This is a genomic window from Prescottella soli, from assembly GCF_040024445.1.
GTDB lineage: Bacteria > Actinomycetota > Actinomycetes > Mycobacteriales > Mycobacteriaceae > Prescottella > Prescottella soli.
Genome location: NZ_CP157276.1, coordinates 3282870 through 3302916, shown reverse-complemented (window position 1 = coordinate 3302916; position 20047 = coordinate 3282870). Strand labels below are relative to the sequence as shown.

General features: G+C 68.5%; 15 protein-coding genes and 1 pseudogene. 12 read left to right on the top strand and 4 right to left on the bottom strand.

What is annotated here, in order from left to right:
• The first annotated feature begins 17 nt into the window (after window positions 1-17).
• Window positions 18-1979: an acyl-CoA dehydrogenase family protein gene (locus tag ABI214_RS15430; RefSeq protein WP_348603402.1), complete on the top strand. Its 1962-nt coding sequence runs from the start codon at window positions 18-20 to the stop codon at window positions 1977-1979.
• Here ABI214_RS15430 and ABI214_RS15425 read toward each other — a convergent pair.
• The gene (locus ABI214_RS15425; protein WP_348603401.1) at window positions 1976-3205 is read right to left on the bottom strand and encodes an MFS transporter; all 1230 of its coding nucleotides are present in this window, start codon (window positions 3203-3205) and stop codon (window positions 1976-1978) included. The two genes, ABI214_RS15430 and ABI214_RS15425, sit on opposite strands and share 4 nt — an antisense overlap.
• Before the next feature lie 124 nt (window positions 3206-3329).
• On the opposite strand from ABI214_RS15425, the gene ABI214_RS15420 reads away from it, so the two are divergent.
• Both ABI214_RS15420 and ABI214_RS15415 read left to right on the top strand, forming a co-directional pair.
• Window positions 3330-4304, top strand: coding sequence for a LysR family transcriptional regulator (locus ABI214_RS15420; RefSeq protein ID WP_348603400.1), 975 nt, complete (start codon window positions 3330-3332; stop codon window positions 4302-4304).
• Window positions 4305-4337: 33 nt separating this feature from the next.
• The gene (locus ABI214_RS15415; protein WP_348603399.1) at window positions 4338-5873 is read left to right on the top strand and encodes a bifunctional 3'-5' exonuclease/DNA polymerase; all 1536 of its coding nucleotides are present in this window, start codon (window positions 4338-4340) and stop codon (window positions 5871-5873) included.
• Here the strand turns inward: ABI214_RS15415 and ABI214_RS15410 are convergent.
• Window positions 5852-7144 (bottom strand): hemolysin family protein, encoded by a 1293-nt coding sequence (locus ABI214_RS15410; protein WP_348603398.1) that lies wholly within the window; start codon window positions 7142-7144, stop codon window positions 5852-5854. The two genes, ABI214_RS15415 and ABI214_RS15410, sit on opposite strands and share 22 nt — an antisense overlap.
• A gap of 263 nt (window positions 7145-7407) precedes the next feature.
• Here ABI214_RS15410 and ligD point away from each other — a divergent pair, with 263 nt between their 5' ends.
• On the top strand, window positions 7408-8382 hold the full coding sequence (gene ligD / locus ABI214_RS15405) for a non-homologous end-joining DNA ligase (RefSeq protein ID WP_348603397.1): 975 nt from the start codon (window positions 7408-7410) through the stop codon (window positions 8380-8382).
• 77 nt (window positions 8383-8459) lie between these two features.
• A complete protein-coding gene (locus ABI214_RS15400) occupies window positions 8460-10691 on the top strand; it encodes an MMPL family transporter (RefSeq protein WP_348603396.1) in 2232 nt (743 codons plus the stop codon).
• Between the two features lie 4 nt (window positions 10692-10695).
• On the opposite strand, the gene ABI214_RS15395 is transcribed toward ABI214_RS15400, so the two are convergent.
• Window positions 10696-11217 (bottom strand): MaoC/PaaZ C-terminal domain-containing protein, encoded by a 522-nt coding sequence (locus ABI214_RS15395; protein WP_348603395.1) that lies wholly within the window; start codon window positions 11215-11217, stop codon window positions 10696-10698.
• 159 nt (window positions 11218-11376) lie between these two features.
• Between ABI214_RS15395 and ABI214_RS15390 the strand changes: the two genes are divergently transcribed.
• The 3 genes from ABI214_RS15390 to ABI214_RS15380 all read left to right on the top strand — a co-directional run bounded on the left by ABI214_RS15390 (window position 11377) and on the right by ABI214_RS15380 (window position 15678).
• Entirely contained in the window at window positions 11377-12828 is a 1452-nt protein-coding gene (locus ABI214_RS15390; protein WP_348603394.1) for a catalase, read from the top strand.
• Window positions 12829-12895: 67 nt separating this feature from the next.
• A complete protein-coding gene (locus ABI214_RS15385) occupies window positions 12896-14281 on the top strand; it encodes a hypothetical protein (protein WP_348603393.1) in 1386 nt (461 codons plus the stop codon).
• A complete protein-coding gene (locus ABI214_RS15380; protein WP_348603392.1) occupies window positions 14278-15678 on the top strand; it encodes a PQQ-binding-like beta-propeller repeat protein in 1401 nt (466 codons plus the stop codon). The genes ABI214_RS15385 and ABI214_RS15380 overlap by 4 nt, the downstream gene beginning before the upstream one ends.
• A 39-nt stretch (window positions 15679-15717) precedes the next feature.
• Here the strand turns inward: ABI214_RS15380 and ABI214_RS15375 are convergent.
• Window positions 15718-15979, bottom strand: a pseudogene (locus ABI214_RS15375) (3-methyladenine DNA glycosylase 2); the annotation flags it as partial.
• Window positions 15980-16167: 188 nt separating this feature from the next.
• Between ABI214_RS15375 and ABI214_RS15370 the strand changes: the two are divergent.
• The 4 genes from ABI214_RS15370 to ABI214_RS15355 are packed head-to-tail and all read left to right on the top strand — an operon-like array spanning window position 16168 to window position 20033.
• A complete protein-coding gene (locus ABI214_RS15370) occupies window positions 16168-18633 on the top strand; it encodes a sensor histidine kinase (protein WP_348603391.1) in 2466 nt (821 codons plus the stop codon).
• Window positions 18634-18635: 2 nt separating this feature from the next.
• The gene (locus ABI214_RS15365) at window positions 18636-19049 is read left to right on the top strand and encodes a roadblock/LC7 domain-containing protein (RefSeq protein WP_348603390.1); all 414 of its coding nucleotides are present in this window, start codon (window positions 18636-18638) and stop codon (window positions 19047-19049) included.
• Between the two features lie 6 nt (window positions 19050-19055).
• Window positions 19056-19445 (top strand): DUF742 domain-containing protein, encoded by a 390-nt coding sequence (locus tag ABI214_RS15360; RefSeq protein WP_348603389.1) that lies wholly within the window; start codon window positions 19056-19058, stop codon window positions 19443-19445.
• A gap of 6 nt (window positions 19446-19451) precedes the next feature.
• Window positions 19452-20033, top strand: coding sequence for a GTP-binding protein (locus ABI214_RS15355; RefSeq protein WP_348603388.1), 582 nt, complete (start codon window positions 19452-19454; stop codon window positions 20031-20033).
• Window positions 20034-20047: the final 14 nt, after the last annotated feature.

Genomic DNA, 20047 nt, shown 5'->3' with positions numbered 1-20047 from the left:
CGTCGAGGAGGCGGATCATGGTTGCACCTACCGAGGTGACGGAAGAACAGGCGCGAGCTGTCGCCGAGGAAGCACGCGAGGAGGGCTGGGAAAAGCCGTCCTTCGCCAAGGAGTTGTTCCTCGGCCGGTTCCAGCTCGACCTGGTACACCCCTTTCCCAGGCCTGCGCCCGCGGAGGAGGAGCGGACGAAGGCGTTCATCGCCCAGCTGGAGGAGTACTGCCGCGGTCTCGACGGGTCGGTGATCGAGCGGGACGCCCGCATCCCCGACGAGTACGTCGCGGGCCTGGCCGAACTCGGCTGCTTCGGGCTCAAGGTGCCCACCGAGTACGGCGGGCTCGGCCTGTCCCAGGTCGCCTACAACCGCGCCCTGATGGTGGCGTCCTCCGTGCACCCGAGCGTGGGCGCGCTGCTGTCGGCGCACCAGTCCATCGGCGTGCCGGAGCCGCTGAAGCTGGCCGGCACCCCCGCGCAGAAGCAGGCCTTCCTGCCGCGCTGCGCGAAGGGCGCCGTCTCGGCGTTTCTGCTGACCGAACCGGATGTCGGCTCGGATCCGGCCCGGATGGCCTCGACCGCCACTCCGGTCGACGGCGGCGCCGCCTACCTGCTCGACGGCGTCAAACTGTGGACCACCAACGGTGTGGTGGCGGAACTTCTCGTGGTGATGGCGCGCGTCCCGCGGAGCGAGGGTCATCGCGGCGGGATCAGCGCCTTCGTGGTCGAGGCCGACTCCCCCGGCATCACCGTCGAACGCCGCAACGCCTTCATGGGTCTGCGGGGAATCGAGAACGGCGTCACCCGACTGCACCGGGTGCGGGTCCCGGCCGAGAATCTGATCGGACGCGAAGGAGACGGCCTGAAGATCGCGTTGACCACCTTGAACACCGGCCGACTGGCGCTGCCCGCGATGTGCGCCGCGGCCGGCAAGTGGTCACTCAAGATCGCCCGCGAGTGGTCCGCCGAGCGGGTGCAGTGGGGCAGGCCGATCGGCGAACACGGCGAGGTTGCCGCGAAGATCTCGTTCATCGCTGCCACCACGTTCGCGCTGGAGGCAGTGCTGGATCTGTCCGGTCAGATGGCCGACGAGGGCCGCAACGACATCCGCATCGAGGCCGCGCTCGCCAAGCTGTGGGCGAGCGAGATGGCGTGCCAGATCGCCGACGAACTCATCCAGATCCGCGGCGGGCGCGGCTACGAGACGGCCGCGTCGCTGGCCGCCCGCGGTGAGCGCGCGGTGCCGGCCGAACAACTGCTGCGAGACCTGCGAATCAATCGGATCTTCGAGGGGTCGAGCGAGATCATGCGACTGCTCATCGCCCGCGAAGCCGTCGACGCGCACCTGACCGCAGCCGGCGATCTGGCCGACCCCAAGGCCGACATGCAGCACAAGGCCAAGGCCGCGCTGGGGGCCAGCGGCTTCTACGCCAAGTGGCTGCCGCACCTGGTCTCCGGCAAGGGGCAACTGCCCAACTCCTACGGTGAATTCGGTTCACTGGCAACACATCTGCGGTTCATCGAGCGAAACGCCCGGAAGCTCGCGCGATCCACGTTCTACGGCATGGCGCGCTGGCAGGCCGGGATGGAGAAGCACCAGTCCTTCCTCGGCCGCATCGTCGACATCGGCGCGGAACTGTTCGCCATGTCGGCGGCCTGCGTGCGCGCCGAGATGGAACGCACCGAGGATCCCGCCCGGGGCGCGACCGCCACCGACCTGGCCGACGCGTTCTGCCGGCAGTCCCGGCTGCGCGTCGAGCGACTGTTCGCCGCGCTGTGGGAGAACACCGACGAGACCGACCACCGCATCGCTCGCAAGGTGCTCGGCGGTGAGTACACCTGGCTGGAGACCGGGGTGCTCGATCAGACCGAGGGCACCGGGCCCTGGATCGCGCCCTGGGCGCCGGGACCCTCGGCCGAGGAGAACGTGGCCCGCCGCTACCCGGCCGCGACACCCGCCGACGCGGCGGAGGAGCCGACCGCCTAGACGGTCGGCGCCGTCACGGGATCGAGCATGTGCTCGGGCTTGGGCAGCAGGAGCGGGGTGGCCAGCAGCAGCACGCCGGAGACGGTGATCGCGGCGAGCGGGTCGGTGAGCGTAGCGAGGATGCCCCAGACCACCACGAGGGCAGCTTGGAGGAGTTTGCTGCTGACACTCCATGCGGTGAGGACTCGTGCGGCGTGATCGGCGGGAGTGCGTTGCAGGCGTTCCGTCGCGCTGATCGGGTTGAAGATGCCCATGCAGGTGATCAGCAGGCCCTCGACGACGATCACCGTGAGGAGTCCTGCGATGCCGGGTTGGATGAAGGCGAGGCCGAGCGGGAAGATCGAGCGCAGCCAGCCGGAGACGGTCATGACTCGGTGACGGCCGTAGCGGGCGACGAGGCGCGCGGAGAGACGGGCACCCGCGAAGCCGCCGAGCGCCGGGACGCCGAACGCGAGACCGTATTGCCAGGCCGGGAAGTGGTATTCGCCCAGCAGGAGGACGGCCAGGAGCGGGACGGTGGCCGTGATCAGGCCGGCGACCAGGATCGAGTTGAGGAACAGGCGCCGTAGTGCGCGGTCGTGAAGGATCAACAGCCAGCCGCCCAGGAGGTCGGTGACGCGCAATCCGGTGGCCGTGTCCCGGGGAGCCGCGACGTCGTCGCCACGGATGCGGAGGACCCCGAGCGCAGACAGCAGAAAGCTGACGGCGTCGGCGGCGACGGTGACGACCGGGCCGAGAAGCCCGACGAGTGCGCCGCCGAGGGGCGGCCCCACCGCGGTCGCCACCCAGCTCGTGCCTTCGAATCTTCCGTTCGCGACAAGGAGCTGGTCGCCCCGGACGAGGTGTTTCAGGTACGCGCCGGACGCGGCGGTGAAGGCGATGCCCGCGGTTCCGGAGACGACCGATACGACCAGCAGTTGGCCGTAGGTCAGCAAGCCGACGAAGTACGCGATCGGAACGCTCGCCATCGCGAGGAACCGGCCCAGGTCCATGGCGATCATCACCGGTCGTTTGGCCCGGTGTTCGATCCAGGGCCCGAGCGGGACTGCCACGATCGCCGCGACGGTCAGCCCGGCCGCGTCGAGCAGCGAGACGGCGAAGGCCGATGAGTGCAGCACGTGCACCGCGATGAGGGGGAACGCACCGAAGGCGATCCACGTGCCGTAGGCACTGACGGCGTAGGCCGACCACAGCCGGTCGAGGCTGCGTCCCGATTGCACGCGCATGCGACTCCTCTGCCACAACCGATGTTTGGGGGGACCGGAATCACATCAGCCGCATCGGTGCAGGATCAAACAACTGGCCGCCGGAGAGCCACAACGATCGGTTGGGCACTTGTAGGCTGGGCCGGTGGATACCGAGGCAGTGCGATCCTTCGTCCGCGCGGCCGAGCTCGGACAGCTCCAACACGCGGCCGGCGAGTTGGGCGTGACGCAACAGGCCGTCTCGAAGCGGATCGCGACCCTCGAGCGCGAGCTCGAGGTCCGCCTGTTCACCCGTACCGCCCGCGGGGTCGAGCTGACGCTCGACGGCCAGGCGTTCCTTCCCCACGCACGAAGCATCGTCACGGGTGTCGATCGCGCCGTCGCCGCGGTGCGGCCGGGCTCGCGGGCCCTGCGGATCGACGTCCTCGGCTTGCGGACCGCGCAAGCCGTTGTCCTACACGACTATTGGCGGGCGCATTCCGAAATCGACCTCGACGTGGTGACCCTCAAGGTCAACGACCCGCGGGCGGCGGTCGCCGCCGTCGAGGCGGGCGAGATCGACGCATCGTTCCGCACGGTCACCGATCCGGCAACGCTGCCGGGCGCCGTGCACATGATCCACGCGTTCGACTCGCCGCTGGAACTCCTCGTCGGCCCGAGACATCCCCTCGCCTCCGCGCGGACGCTGACACCACCGCAGCTGCGCCGGCATCGGATCTGGGTGCCGGGTATCGCGCCCCGCAGCGAATGGGCGGAGTTCTACGATCAGCTCAGCGCCGCCTTCGATCTCCGCATCGATGCCGCGGGCCCGAACTTCGGCAACGAGGTGCTGTTCGACACGCTCGCGGACTCCCCGGACGTAGCCACCCTGGTCGGCGCGCGCGATCGCTACATCTGGCCGACGAACTACGACCTGCGCCGGATCCCGATCGCCAACCCCACGCTCGCTTACCCGATCTCGCTCATCCTGCCCAGAACGAATCCGCACCCCGGACTGCGCGGAATCGTCGACCACTTCCGCGGCCTGGCCCCTGTCCCCGAGCCGACGTGGCTCCCGTCCTGGGCGGTTCACCCGAGTCGCCGCGACGGGGACATCGCCCGCGGCACTGCCGTCACCTAGGCGGTGTCGGTGCCGTCACGCACACTGGTCGGCGTGAGAACGGTGCTGGTACCCGACAGCGACGGTGCCACGCTGGTCCGGACCGACGAGTCCGGCACGGTGCTCGGCGAGCCGCGACGCGTGTCCGACGTCGCCGCCACGGTCCGCGAGATCGAGGCGGCCGAGCACCCGCGCTGGGTGTTCGAGGACACCGCCCGGGTCAGTCCGCCGCTGCTGGCGGACGGTGTCCGGGTGCGGCGGTGCCACGATCTGCGGCTCACCGGCGCGCTGCTCGACATGCGGGCCGGTCGGGTCACTCCCGCCGCCGATGTCCCCGTCGACGATCGGCCGGGACTGTTCGACGCGGTGCCGACGACCCCGCCCGACGTCGTCGTCGAACGGCACCGGCGGCAACTGGCCGCGGTGGCCGACGATCCGCGGCTGCGACTGCTGGTGGCCGCCGAGTCGGCGGGCGGGCTCGCGGCGGCGGAGATGAGCCACGACGGGTTGCCGTTCTCGACCGCGGCGCATCGCGCGCTGCTCGAGCGTGCGCTCGGTCCGCGCACCCCCGAGCATGTGCCGCCGGTCCGGCTGCGCGAGGTCGCCGACGAGGTGGGGGCGGCGTTCGGGCGGCCGGTCAACCCGGCGTCGCAGCCGGAGGTGGTGGCGGCGTTCGCGCGCGAGGGCATCGAGCTCGGCTCCACCCGCAAGTACCTGCTGCGCGAGGTCGACCACCCGGCCGTCGAACCGCTGCTCCGCTACCGCGACCTGGCGAAGCTGCACAGCACCAACGGCTGGACGTGGCTGGACGCGTGGGTCCGCGGGGACCGGTTCCGGCCGGTGTACGTGCCGGGCGGCGTGGTGTCGGGCCGCTGGGCCAGCCGCGGCGGCGGTGCGCTGCAGATCCCGAAGGCGTTGCGTTCGAGCGTGATCGCCGACCCCGGGCACACGTTCGTGATCGCCGACGCCGGCCAGCTCGAGCCGCGCATCCTCGCGGCGATGTCCGCCGATCCGCGCATGGTGGCCGCTGCCGGCGCCGACGACCTCTACTCCCCCGTCGCGGCGGAGGCGTTCGGCGGTGATCGCGCGCAGGCCAAGGTCGCGATCCTCGGTGTCCTCTACGGCGCCACCGCCGGTGATGCCCGCGCGCTACTGACCATGCTGCGCAAGCGTTTTCCGGTGGCGGTGCAGTTCGTCGAGGACGCCGCCCGGGCCGGCGAGCGCGGCGAGGTGGTGCACTCGTGGCTCGGCCGGGCCTGCCCACCGCCGTCGGACTCCTGGTGGTCGAACGGGGACGCGCACGCCCGCGGCCGGTTCACGCGCAACTTCGTCGTGCAGGCGACGGCGTCCGAGTGGGCGCTGTGCCTGCTCGCGGATCTGCGGCGCCGACTGGCCGATTCACCCGACGACGGCGAACTGGTGTTCTTCCAGCACGACGAGGTGGTGGTGCACACCCGCCGCCCCGACGCCGCGGCCGCGCACGTCCTCGCCGCCGCCGATGCGGCGACGCGACTCCTGTTCGGCGACACCGCCGTCCGGTTCCCGATGGATGTCGGGGTCCGGGAGTGCTACGCGGAGCCGGAGGAATAGCGGGGCGAGAGTCGCAACGCCGCGATCCGTCGGCCGTCCAGTTCGCTGACCGTCAGCCGGAACCCGTCCACGTCCACGCCGTCCCCCACCCGCGGCAGGCGCTGCAGCCGGTGCAGCACGTAGCCCGCGACGGTTTCGTACGGACCCACCGGAACCGTTGCCCCGGTTTCCTTCTCGAAGTCCTCGACCAGGAGCAATCCGTCCATCTCCCGACCCGCGTCGGGAGCGGCGGGCGCGGACCTCGGTAGCGGGTCGAACTCGTCACCGATCTCGCCGACCACCTCCTCGACGATGTCCTCGAGGGTCGCGATACCGGCCGTGCCCCCGTACTCGTCGACGACGAGGAGGATCTGCTCGTTGCCGCGGCGCATCAGCGACAGGGCGGCGAGCGCGGGCTTGGACCCGGGCAACCGCAGGATCGTCCGACACAGCTGACCGACGGCGGGCGTCCGGTCGAGATCGGCGAGCAGGAGATCCCGAACGTGGACGAACCCCACGATGTCGTCGAGCGAGGTTCCCACGACCGGGTACCGGCTGTGGCCCAGCGCCAGGGCCTCGCCGCGCGCCTTGCGAACCGGGAGGTCCGCGGCGAGGAAATCGACCTCGGTCCGCGGGCGCATCACCTCGGTCAGCGTCCGCTGCCCCACGTCGAACACCTCGGAGAGTACGCGGCGTTCCTCGTCGGCGATGCCGGCGTGCCCGAGGACCAGCTCGCGCAGTTCCCCGGACGTGATCTCCTCGCTCTTGCGGGAGGGGTCCCCGCCGAGGATGCGGACGAGCACGTTGGTCGAGACCGACAGGAACCAGATTACCGGACGGACGACGGTCGCGAATCGGTCCAGCGGGGGTGCCGTCACCAGCGCGACGCCGGTGGCGTTCTGCAACGCAATACGTTTCGGAACGAGCTCCCCGAGCACCAGCGACAGGTACGCGATCACCAGAGTCGTACCGATGAGCGCCACGGCGTCCGCCGCGCCGACCGACAGACCCCAGTCCTCCAGCGTCGGAGCGAAACTCGGCGCGAGTGTCGACGCGCCGAACGCGGCGGAGAAGAATCCGGCCACGGTGACGCCGATCTGGACCGAGGAGAGGAAGCGATTCGGGTTCCGGGCCAGGGCGGCCGCCCGTGTGCCGCGGTGGCCGCGCTGTGCGAGCGCTCGGATCTGACCCTCGCGCAGCGACACGAGCGCCATCTCGGTCGCGGCGAACACGCCGCCCACCACGACGAACACCAGCACGAGAACGGCGTCGAGCAGCGTGCCGCCGTTCACGGCCGATACCGCCGATCGGTTGGTCGGTGGCGGTCCATCGTCCTCTCACCTCGCCGGGACGCAACCACACCCTCACCTCGAGACTATCCCCGATCACCGCGCCGCGTTCCCTCCCCGGGGCCACCCGACCGCCGTATCGTCGGGACCGAGGCTCCATCGGGCGGACCGGACACGGCCCCAACGACATCGGAGGAGAATCATGAGGCTTGCCGGAAAGGTCGCGATCGTCACCGGTGGTGCGGGCGGGATCGGACCGCGCTGACATGACCGGCCCGCGATCGACGCCGCCCCAGCCGATGCTGGCCACCCTGGGCCGACCACCGGCCGGCGAGGGGTGGGCGTTCGAGATGAAGTGGGACGGTCAGCGCATCATCGCGTCGGTCGCGGGCGGCGTGTGCCGGCTCTTCAGCCGCAACGGGATCGAGGCCACCGGCGCCTATCCGGAGCTCGTCGATCCCCTCGTCCGGCTGCTCGCCGGGCGCGCGGCGGTCCTCGACGGCGAGGTGGTGGCGCTCGACGCCGACGGGCGCCCCTCGTTCTCCCGCCTGCAGCATCGGATGCACGTGCTGCGGCCGACCGCCGCACTGCGCCGCACCACGCCGGTCACCTACTACGTGTTCGACGTTCTTGCGCTCGAGGGTGATTCGACGACGTCCCGGGGATACCTGCGGCGACGGGAGCTGCTCGACGGACTCGGACTGGACGCGCCGGAGGTGCGCGTGCCACCGCACTGGGTGGACGGCGACGGCGGCCGGATGCTCGACCTGGCGCGGGAGCATCGCCTGGAAGGAATCGTCGCCAAGCGCGTCGACTCGATCTACCGGCCGGGCATCCGCTCCCCCGACTGGGTCAAGACGCCGCTCCGGAGCAACACCGAGGTGATCGTCGTCGGATGGGTGCCGGGAACGGGATCGGCCCGCGGGGGTGTCGGGTCTCTGCTTCTCGCGGCCCGCGACGACGACGCCCGGCTCGTCTACATCGGGCACGTCGGCACGGGATTCACCGGCGCGACCCGGCGGGCGCTCCTCGAGAAGCTGGAACCTCTCGAACGGCCGACCAGTCCGCTGGACGCCGCTCCGCCCGCGCGGGAATCGCGTGACGCCCGGTGGGTGGAGCCGCTTCTCGTCGGCGACGTCGAATATCGCGAGTACGTCGGCGGGAGCCTGCGGCATCCCAGTTGGAAGGGTCTGCGTGACGACAAGTCGCCGGACGAAGTGGACCTGCCGGGTCGGCACTGATCGCCTTACCCCAGCGGCCGTCGCGTGTTGTACTGGTCTGCATTGGTTGCCCACCACGACTTCGTACAGGAGCACCAATGACACGAGTGGAGTCCACGGACGGAACCCCGCCGGGCACGGTCGACCGGGTCACCCGCGGCTGGCCGGTGTTCACCGTCGTCACGCTGGCGATCGTCGTGTTCTTCCTCGGCGGACTCGGTGGTTCGTTCCAGAGCAAGCTCACCGACATCCAGAAGAACGACAACGCGTCCTACCTGTCGTCGTCGGCGGAATCGACGATCGTCGCGAACGAGACCGCGAAGTTCGTGAACCTGCAGACGATTCCGGGCGCGGTCGTGTTCCACCGCGACGGCGGTCTGACGGACGCGGACAAGGCGGCGATCGACCGCGCGCGCGTCTCGATGGCATCGGTCGAGGGCGTCGACGCGTCCAGCGTCACCCCCACCCAGTACTCGGCCGACGGCACGACCGCGTCGGTGTTCGTGCCGTTGATCGCCCAGCAGGACGAGACCACCGCCACCGGCCCCGAGCTCGCGGCCGCCGAACAGAACGTTCTCGACGCCGCCCAGAACGCCGTGAGCCCGGATCTCCAGGTGCTTCCGGCGGGCCCGGGCGGCCTGCTGGTCGCGTTCATCGACGCATTCGAAGGCCTCGACTCCACCCTGATCGCGGTGGCGCTGCTCGTGGTGGTCCTGATCCTGCTGGTCGTGTACCGGTCGCCGGTGCTGTGGTTCTTCCCGCTGTTCTCGGCGCTGCTGGCGCTGGGGCTGTCGTCGATGATCATCTACCTGCTCGCCGACCACGACATCCTCACGCTCACCGGGCAGAGCCAGGGCATCCTGTTCGTCCTCGTGATCGGCGCCGGCACCGACTACGCGCTGCTGCTGATCTCCCGCTACCGCGAGGAACTGCACTTCCACGACAACCGCTTCGACGCGATGATCAAGGCCTGGAAGGAATCCGCGCCCGCCATCACCGCGTCCGCGGTGACCGTCGTCCTCGGTCTGCTGTGTCTGGGCTTCTCGGAGTTGAACTCGAACAAGAGCCTCGGCCCGGTCGCCGCGATCGGGATCGCGTGCACCTACCTGGTGATGATGACGTTCCTGCCCGTCGCGCTGTCGGCCGTCGGGCGCTGGGTGTTCTGGCCCCGCAAGCCCCAGGTCGACGGTGCGACAGACATTGCGACACACGGGCTGTGGGGGCGGATCGCCGACGTCGTCGGGCGGCGCGACCGTCCCGCGTGGATCGGGGCCACCGCCCTGCTGGTGGTGCTGTTCGCGGTCGGCATCGGCAGCCTGCAGACCGGTGGGCTGACCGCGACCGAGAACTTCACCAACGAGCCGGAGGCGATCCGCGGCCAGGCGCTGTACGACGCCAACTTCGACCAGGGCGCCGGGGCGCCGGCCGTCATCACCGCGAACGCGTCGAGCACCGACGCGGTCATCAAGGCGACGAGCGGTGTCGAGGGCGTGCGCCAGGGCCCGGGATCGGTGTGCGTGCAGGTCGACATCGCGAAGGTCAAGGCGTTGCTGCAGAACTCCGGCGGCGCCGCTACTGCGCAGCAGTTGCCGCCGGGCTGCCCGCCCGCGCTGCTGAACGTGGCACCGATCGACGGGCGGACGGTGATCAATGCGGCACTTGCCGATTCGTACGATTCGCCCCAAGCGCTGCAGACCGTGGAGCGACTGCGGGACACGCTGCACGCGCTGCCCGGCGCCGACGCCCAGGTCGGCGGCAGCTCCGCCGCGACGCTCGACCTGCACACCGCGTCGGTGCACGACCGGAACCTGATCATCCCGATCGTCCTCGTCGTGATCTTCGTGGTGCTCGCCGTGTTGCTGCGGTCCCTGCTGACGCCGCTGATCCTGATCGCGACGGTGGTGCTGAGCTTCGCCGCGACGCTGGGGGTGTGCGGCTTCTTCTTCACGCACGTCTTCCATTTCGCGGGCGCGGACCAGGCGTTCCCGTTGTACGCGTTCGTGTTCCTGGTCGCGCTGGGCATCGACTACAACATCTTCCTCATGACCCGCGTGCGGGAGGAGACGCTCACGCACGGCACCCGCACCGGGGTGCTGCGCGGGCTCGCGGTCACCGGCGGGGTGATCACGTCCGCCGGCGTGGTGTTGGCGGGCACGTTCGCGGTGCTGGGCGTGCTCCCGCTCGTGTTCCTCGCGGAGGTGGGCTTCGCGGTCGCGTTCGGTGTCCTGCTCGACACGATCGTCGTCCGCAGCGTCCTGGTGCCGGCCCTCTCGCACGACATCGGCAAGCCGATCTGGTGGCCGTCGAAGCTGGCGCGGGCGCGGGACTGAGCGCTCACCAGTCGGCGTCCGGGGCGCCGACGCGCTTGTGGATCAACATCGTTCGCTCGAAGGTCATCACGACGTCGCCACGCTGATTGCGGCCGGTGGTCTCGACCGTCACGATGCCCTGGGTGGGCCGGCTCCGCGACTCCCGTTTGGCCAGCACCCTCGACTCGGCGTACAGCGTGTCCCCGCCGAACACCGGCGCGGTGGCGCGCACCTTGTCCCAGCCGAGATTCGCGACCACCTTCGCGCTCACGGTGCGGACGCTCATGCCGGTGAGGATCGCGAGCGTGAGGGTCGAATCGACCAGCAGCCTGCCCCACTCGGTGCGCTCCGCGTAGGCCGCGTCGAAGTGGACCGGCTGAGTGTTCATGGTCAGCAACGTCATCCAGATGTTGTCGGTGTCGGTGACGGTCCGGCCCGGACGGTGCTCGAACACGTCCCCGGGCACGAAGTCCTCGTAGTACAGACCGGACGTCTCGCGGTACCGGTGCGGCGCCACCTCGCGGTACGCGGGAAACGGTTCGTCCACGTCGCGCTCCTCTCGGCGAGGCGATCGGTTCAGCGTCGCACATCGGTTGACGGATCGGCTGCGAAGTGGTCGGCTGGTAAGTGATGGATGGCGCGCTCGGTACGCGCCGCCTCATCGTCTCTACCCCACGGACGCCGTGACTCGTAGGGAAGGAATGAGATGTCGAACTACACAACCGACGACTCCGGAATCCCGGTACCGAGCGACCAACATTCGTTGACCGTCGGACCCGACGGGCCGATCCTGCTCCAGGACTACTACCTGATCGAGAAGATGGCCCAGTTCAACCGCGAACGCGTGCCCGAGCGGCAGCCGCACGCCAAGGGCGGCGGCGCGTTCGGCACCTTCGAGGTGACGAACGACGTGAGCGCCTACACCAAGGCCGACCTGTTCCAGCCCGGCAAGAAGGTCGAGATGCTGGCGCGCTTCTCCACGGTGGCGGGCGAGCGGGGCAGCCCGGACACGTGGCGCGACCCGCGCGGCTTCGCCCTGAAGTTCTACACCGAGCAGGGCAATTTCGACTTGGTCGGCAACAACACCCCGATCTTCTTCGTCCGCGATCCGATGAAGTTCCAGGACTTCATCCGGTCCCAGAAGCGGCGGGCCGACAACAATCTGCGCGACAACGACATGCAGTGGGACTTCTGGACGCTCTCCCCGGAGTCGGCACATCAGGTGACGTGGCTGATGGGTGACCGCGGGATCCCCCGCTCGTGGCGGCACATGAACGGGTATTCGAGCCACACCTACATGTGGGTCAACGCGACGGGCGAACGGTTCTGGGTGAAGTACCACTTCAAGACCGATCAGGGCATCGAGTTCCTCACCCAGGAGGAAGGCGACCTGATGGCCGCGACGGACACCGACTATCACATGCGGGATCTGTGGCAGGCCATCGACCGGGGCGACTACCCGACGTGGACGCTGAAGATGCAGATCATGCCGTACGAGGAGGCGAAGACCTACCGGTTCAACCCGTTCGACCTGACGAAGGTGTGGCCGCACGGGGACTACCCGCTGATCGACGTCGGCACCATGAAGCTCGATCGCAATCCCACCGACTACCACTGCGAGATCGAGCAGGCGGCGTTCGAACCGAGCAACTCGGTCCCCGGCACCGGCCCGAGCCCGGACAAGATGCTGCTGGGCCGTTGGTTCTCGTACCCGGACGCCCACCGCTACCGCATCGGCTCCAATTACAAGGAGCTGCCGGTCAATTCGCCGCACGCGGCGCCGCTGGCGTCGTACACCAAGGACGGGCAGCTGCGGCACCACAACCGCGGCGACCCGGTGTACGTGCCGAACTCGAAGGGCGGACCGCACGCCGACGTCGACGTGTCCGGCGAGTCGGCCGGCTGGTTCAGCGACGGCGAGATGGTTCACCAGGCGTACACGCTCCGCAAGGACGACGACGACTGGGGCCAGGCCGGCACGATGGTGCGCAAGGTGCTGGACGACGCGGCCCGTGAGCGACTGGTGTCCAACATCGTCGGGCATCTACTCAAGGGAGTCACCGAACCGGTCCTGGTGCGCGCGTTCGAATACTGGCGCAACGTCGACAAGGACCTGGGCGACCGGGTCGAGGAGGGGGTGCGCGCCGGGCAGGCGTGATGTCCGATTGATCCTGGATCCGTGATAGACAGCTTCCCACGGGAGGCTGTCTGCCACGGGGAGGGACATGGTCGACGACAACGGCGCGGGGACGTCACGCACGGTGGCCGCATGGATGTTCGGTTTGTCCCTCGTGTCCGTCGTCGCAGCCGGCGTTGTGGTGGCGGGTCTCCTCCACAGCCCTGAACCCGAACTCACGACCGCGTTGCCGACCACGACGACGACCGCCGCGGCGCCGGAGGCGCCCGAGTTCACCTACGTCACGCCGTCGGTGACGTATCCGACGCAGATCGCAGGCTGCGACGTCGTCGAACCGCCCGCGCACACCGAATGGTTCGGATTCGTCAGTTTCGACGAGTACGGCTACGACAACCCCGACTACCCGTGGTTCTCCGGCCCCAAGGCCGGCGCCATGTCGCAGTCGCTGCATGCTGCGCTGCCCGCCGGTGTCGAGGTGTCGTTCGCGTCGCCGGGTCAGTCGCTGATGTTCCAGCCGATCACCAGCGACGACGACATGATGACCTCCGACGAGTCCGGTGACGTCGAACACGGTGGCGACACGGACGCATACGGGACGCTGCTGCGCGGCGACACGCGGGGCTCGCTGTCGGTGTCGGTGCGCGCCAGCACCGACCCGCTCCCGCCCTGCGTCGCGGGACAACTCGACGCCCGCCGCGCGCTCGCGGACGGAACCGTCGTCGACGTCCTCGATACCTGGTCCGAAACCAACGGTGTGCGCACGTTATCGCGCAGCGCCCACGCCTTCGTCCCGGACGGCACCCGCGTATCGGCCTACTCCACCGATGCAGGGAACCTCGACGGCAACCAGACGAACAGCGGAACCATCCCGCTGACGATCGACGAACTGGTCTCGATCGTCACCGCACCCGATCTGCGTGTCACGACACCCGTCCCGCCCGGCACCGGCGCACCCCCGGAATCCTGCTACCCGCCGGTCGAGGAGGGCTCGGGTCCCACCATCGACCGCGCCACTGCCCAGCGGCTGGGCGCGGTGCTCGCCGCAGTTCCGCTCGACGGGGTCACGCTCGACCGGCCGCTCGGCGAGCTGTGGCCGACCGAGTACGACGACAGCGCCGTGTGCCAGACGGTCCGGGTCACCACCCCCGGACAGGAGTCGACGCTGGAGATCGCGATCACCGGCGGACAGGACCTACCGGCGTCCGATCCGGTGCCGAGCTATGACGGTCCGATCACGACATACCGGCGGACGCCCGACGGCGCCCTCATCGAACACAGCCAGCACAGCTCCACGGGGGTGAGCATGCGCGGCGGATCGGAGTCGACGTACGAGACGAGACGCATTGTCACGGTCACGCGGCCGTCGGGCACCATGATCCGGGTGGTCTCCGCGGCAGACTCGCCGGCCACACCGCTGTCGTTCGAACAGCTCGACGCCATCGCGCTCACCCCCGGGATCGAGGCGCCGAGGTGAATCGAGGGATCCGCAACCTGCTCCTGGCCGCCACGACGGCCGCCGTGACCGTCGCCGGTGCCGTTGTCGTCGCCGCGCACGCGGGAGGCGACGGCACCCGCAAGATCACCGGCACCGTCGATGCGGCCCCGGGGCTGGGGTGGTCGGTGGACGCGGCCGCGATGTACGGCCGGTCTTTCGCGGAGTTCCGCGACCCGCGTAACGGAAGCGAATATGACTGGGGTGATCCGGGATTCGTCCATGCCAACGACGTTCTGGTGTCGGTGGTCGGTGTCTCCCATGGCGGCATGAGCCTGAAGAGCCCGGCGATGGTCGGCATCGACGCGGCCAGCGGAGAGGTGCGCTGGCAGAGCCCGGCCGACGATCTCGGGGGATGCACGTCGGTTCCCGTCGACGGCCAGCTCGTGTGCTTCACGTCGCCGGCCGCGACCGAACCCGCGCTCGTCGGCTTCGACCTCGGCACGGGCGAGATCACCCGAACACCCACGGACTGGATGGTTTTCGCACTCGCTGCCGTGGACGATCGTTTGTACGTCGCGGAGGGAAACATCGAGGACGACGACGTCCGCCTCCACGCCGGAACTCTTGCCGATCCGGACGGACAGTGGTCGCAGCCCTTCGCGATGGGGTCTGTCTGGGAGGACGACCTGACCAACGCTCTGGACGTGTCGCACGGTCAGGGAGTGCTCACGCTCGGCCCGGATGTCGCCGGATTCGACCTCGACAGCGGACGACCCACCTGGACTGCGCGGTTGGACGGTTGCTCGCGCGCGACCCCGAGCGACGGCGGCGTGGTCGTCCGATTCCGCACCGACTGCGTCGGCCATCGGATCACCGGTTCCGATGCCGTCGATCGCAGCGGACGCACACTCGCCTCCGTCGACAGCGAAGTAGCACAGCCTCTTTCGCTCGACAGACCGGCCGACGATGGGATTCCGCTGCTGCTCGGCGACGGTGCGTACGATCGGCGAACCGGCGCACTGCTGTGGACCAGCCCCGACCTGATCTCCGCTCGTGAAGCCGACGAGTACAACGCGAACACCACCCAGGGCACCGCGGTCGCGGTGGCCGGGGACGTCGCAGTCCTGCGCGACCACGGCACGAAGACGACGACGGGACTCGACCTGCGCACCGGAAGCCGACTGTGGCGCCATGACGACGAATCCCTCGGGACCGTCGATGCCCTGGACGGAAATATCGTGCTGACGCTCGGCGCCGAGGGAATCCGTGCGGTCGACACTAGGAGTGGCGAATCACCCTGGGAAACCCCGTTCCTGGCGATCGACGACGATCCCGACGCCCTCTCCTCGAACGGCATGCTGGCGTCCCCGCAGCCGGGGCGCTACGTCTACGCCTCGGCCCGGACGATGATCGGGTTGCGCCCGCTGCCCCGGTAGGCGCCGGCGCCGCGTGTCCTCACAGGAACGCCTGACTCGCCACAGGTGGAACAGGGCGTACGCCCGCCACGGCCGCCACGGCTCCGATGCCGCGGCGGCCTCGCGCGCGGTCTTCACCCCCCAGCGCCCGGCGCAGCACCAGATCACCCGATGGGTAGGCGTCGCGGTCGCTGAGCACCCTCACCGCGAGATATTCGGCGGTCCACGGGCCGATCCCGGGAAGGCCGAGCAGGCGGGCGTGGAACTCGACCGGGTCGGCGTCGGGACCGAGGTGCAGTCCGTCCGCCGCCGCCTGCGCGAGACAGGGAAGCGGACGTGGGTTGATCGGTGGGACACCGGCCTGGTCTACATCGCCGGCCGCTCGGAAGCGCCCACAATCCACACCACCACCCCTAGGTGTCAAAAACCAAGGGGCCGACCGGATCGAGAGAAAATCGGGGCTGTGAAGCCGAGGTATACATCTGAGAATCAGTCAGCTATATTGCCCCGATGTTGAAAGTGCGCCTCGGCATCCGAGCCCGGATCCTGGCCATCGCATTGGTGCCTAGCCTGGCATTGCTCGGTATCGGTGTAGGAACCGCGGGCTACCTGATTCGTGAGGGTCGACATTCCGAGCAATGGGCGGCCGCGAACCAAGAAGCCGTGAGCCACGCTCGCGATGTGGTTGCCTGGGTGGAACAGGAGCGGATGCTGTCGCTGTGGCAGCTGTCCGGTGAACAGAGCGATCCGGCCGCGCTCGACGCAACACGGAAGAAACTCGACACCGCGTTCGCGGAGCTGGCTCTCTACTCACCAAAGCTGGAGACCCTGTCGAGGGGTGCCATGGGTGCCGACACGGGTGGGTTCGACACCTTGAGCGCTGCCCTGCCCCAGATTCGCGGTCAGATCGACGCAGGACGAATGTCGATCGAGGACACATACGCCATCTACAACCGCATTCTCGATGCGGTTGCGCTCGGCAGCAACCTCATCACCTCCAACGCGCCCAACGCCCAGGTCGGCGTCACACTCCTCAATGCTGTGCGCACCCTCTACGCGGTGGAGGGAATGTCGCGGTCCGCCGCGCTCACCGCTGCTGAACTGAATGGACGGCTCAGCAGCGGTCCACTGCGTAACGACTATCGAAATCTGGTCGGGTCGTATCGGATCGCACTTCCGCAGCTCGCCGCCGACCTGGGCGCTGATCCAGCAGCTGACACGATCCGGGCAGCACTTGCATCTCCCGGCTGGCAGCAGGTGGCCGCGATGGAGGACTACCTCATCAATCCGCCGAAGCCGGACAAATACGGTGACGTCCCGCCACCGCCAATGACCTTCGCCGAGTGGCGTTCCGCGCAGGAACAGCTGTCTGTACCCGTGATCGACGCATGGAAGAGCCTGAACGACCATGCGAACCAGATCGCTGCCGACGAGGGCAAGCGCACGGCGGCGAACTCACTGTGGGCGGGTGCGGCTGTGCTCGCGCTTGCGCTCGTGGCCTTCCTGCTGTCGCTGTGGCTGGCCAACCGGCTGATCGGCCGGCTCAAGCGCCTACGCAAGGAAACGCTGGACCTGGCAGAGGTCGAACTGCCCGAGACCATGCGCAAGCTGGCCGCGGGCGAGCAGATTGATCCCCAGGCTGCGCACCTGGACTTCGGTGACGACGAGATCGGCTCGGTGGCTAAGGCTTTCAACCGCGCACACACGGCCGCCGTGTCTGCCGCCGTCACCGAGGCCCGCACCCGCGAGGGTGTGCGCGCGGTGTTCCTCAACATCGCCCACCGAAGCCAGATGGTGGTGCACCGGCAACTCGAGGTCCTCGACGAGGCGGAACAACGCCAGGAGGATCCCGCCATGCTGGACGCATTCTTCCGACTCGACCACCTGGCGACCCGCGAACGCCGCAACGCCGAGAACCTTGTCATCCTCGGTGGCGGCCAGCCCGGCCGCCAGTGGCGGACTCCGGTGCCGCTGGTCGATCTGGTGCGTAGCGCGATCAGCGAGAGCCTCGACTACACGCGGGTGCACAACCGTCGCATGCCTCAGGTGTTCATCGTCGGCAACGTGGTTGCCGACCTCATCCACCTGCTCGCCGAACTGCTCGACAACGCGACGGCGTTCTCCCCGCCGCAGTCGCGCGTCGAAGTGAGCGGCACCGTGGTCGGCAAGGGGGTCGTGATCGAGATCAGCGATCAGGGCATGGGAATGTCCGCCGAAGAACTCGACCGCGTCAACGAGATGCTGCGCAATCCACCGGATTTCGGAGTCGAAACACTCTCGGAAACGTCACGCCTGGGCTTGTTCATCGTTTCGCAGCTGGGGGTGCGGCACGGAATCAGTGTGCAGCTGAGCGAATCCGAGTACGGCGGCATTCGCGCCATCGTGCTGGTACCGAACTCGGTGGTCGCCGCCGATACGACACCTGTGGTCGGCGATGTACCGGATCGGTTCGCCGACCATCGGCCAGAGGTGCGGACTGCCAGCGCGCTGCCGGATCTCGACTCTGCCGAATCAGCCTCGGCTGCGGTGGGTGTCGCAACGCTGGCACCCGTCACTCCGGCGCCTCCCATCGAACAGCTGGTGCAGCCGGTTGCCCCGGAGCGGGCGTGGTCGCACCTCGACCGCGTCGACAGCGCGCCACAGGCCGAGTACACGGAATATTCCGCTACAACCGCGTGGCACGAGGTGCCGACCCCGGCTGCCGAACGGGCGTCCTCCACCCCGCAACCGTTGCTCGACAACGGCGGTGACGGTCGCCCGAACCTGCCTCGCCGTCGCCGGCAGGCCAGTCTGGCACCGGAGTTGGCGCATGATCCTCAACCCGAGCCCGAGACGGAAGCGCAGCAGCCGCAACGATCGGCGGAGCAAGCGCGAGATCTGATGTCCGCCATCACGTACGGTACCCAGCAGGCTCGACAATCGGCACCCGCGCCCGAGCATCCAATCTGGGACGAAATGAAAGATGATGGAAGGTGAACGTGACGACGTCCAACTCAGGTGATCTGAACTGGCTTCTCGACGATCTGGTCAATCGTCTCGCCGGGGTGCGCTACGCAGTCGTGCTTTCCACCGACGGGCTGCTGCTGGGCCGATCCACGACCATGAGCCGTGAGGACGCCGAGCACTTCGGCGCCATGTCGGCCACTCTGTACGGGCTGGCACGCAGCGCGGGACATCGCTTCCAAGGCGGCAGCGTTCGCCAGGCCGTCATCGAACTCGAGAAGGCGGTGCTGTTCGTGACGGCGGCCGGACGCAACGCATGTATCGCATTGCAGGCCAACGACACCGCAAATCTGGGTATGGTCGCGTACGAAATGAATATGACTGTGCAGCGCGTAGGTAGCTATCTGTCCACCGATCCGCGCCACAGCGCGACAGAGCGTGGAGCATAGACTGCCGTGACAGGTATTGGTCAACCGGTGTTCGACGATGCGGCCGGACCTCTGGTCCGCCCGTACACCCTCACGCGGGGCCGCACGATGGGCGCGGGACACGATCTCGACATGCTCACGCTCGTCGTGACCGTGTCCCCCACTCCGCGGCTGCGGCACATCGAATCGGAGTACGCGGAGATCGTCCAGCTGTGCCGTCTCGCGCAGTCGGTGGCCGAAGTCTCGGCGCACCTGAATCTGCCTCTGGCGGTGACCAAGATCCTGGTCGGCGATCTCATCACCGAGGGAGTACTGAACTTCCGGGCTCCCGCCAGCGCTGACTCCTACAACGACATTGCCGGGATCGGCGACGTGAAAATTCTGCAAGCAGTGCTCGATGGAATCCGAAAGCTGTAGACAACCATGCATGACAATGCGTCCTCAGCCGACCTGGCTGCTTCGGTCAAGATCCTCGTAGCCGGCGGATTCGGAGTCGGTAAGACCACGATGGTGTCCTCCGTCAGCGAGATCGCACCACTACGCACCGAGGAGACGATTTCCGAATTGTCCACCGGCATCGACGATTTGTCGGGCGTAGAAGGTAAGACCACGACCACCGTGGCCCTGGACTTCGGTCGTATCACCATCGATGACAGCCTCGTGCTGTACCTGTTCGGCACGCCTGGACAGGACCGATTCTGGTTCCTTTGGGACGAACTGGTGCGTGGGGCCCTCGGCGCCGTCGTTCTCGCAGATACCCGCCGGCTGGAGAACTCGTTCGCTGCCATCGACTACTTCGAACGGCGCGGAGTCTCGTTCGCGATCGCGGTGAACTGCTTTGACAGCTCCCAGGCCTACACGATTGACGAGGTTCGCGACGCACTCGACCTCGACACCAAAACCCCCATCGTGCTTTGCGACGCGCGTGACCGCGAATCGTGCAAGTCCGTACTGATCACGCTCCTCGAACACCTCATCTACCAAGCCAGCACCGCGGTGGCCTGAACCCACTCGACCCT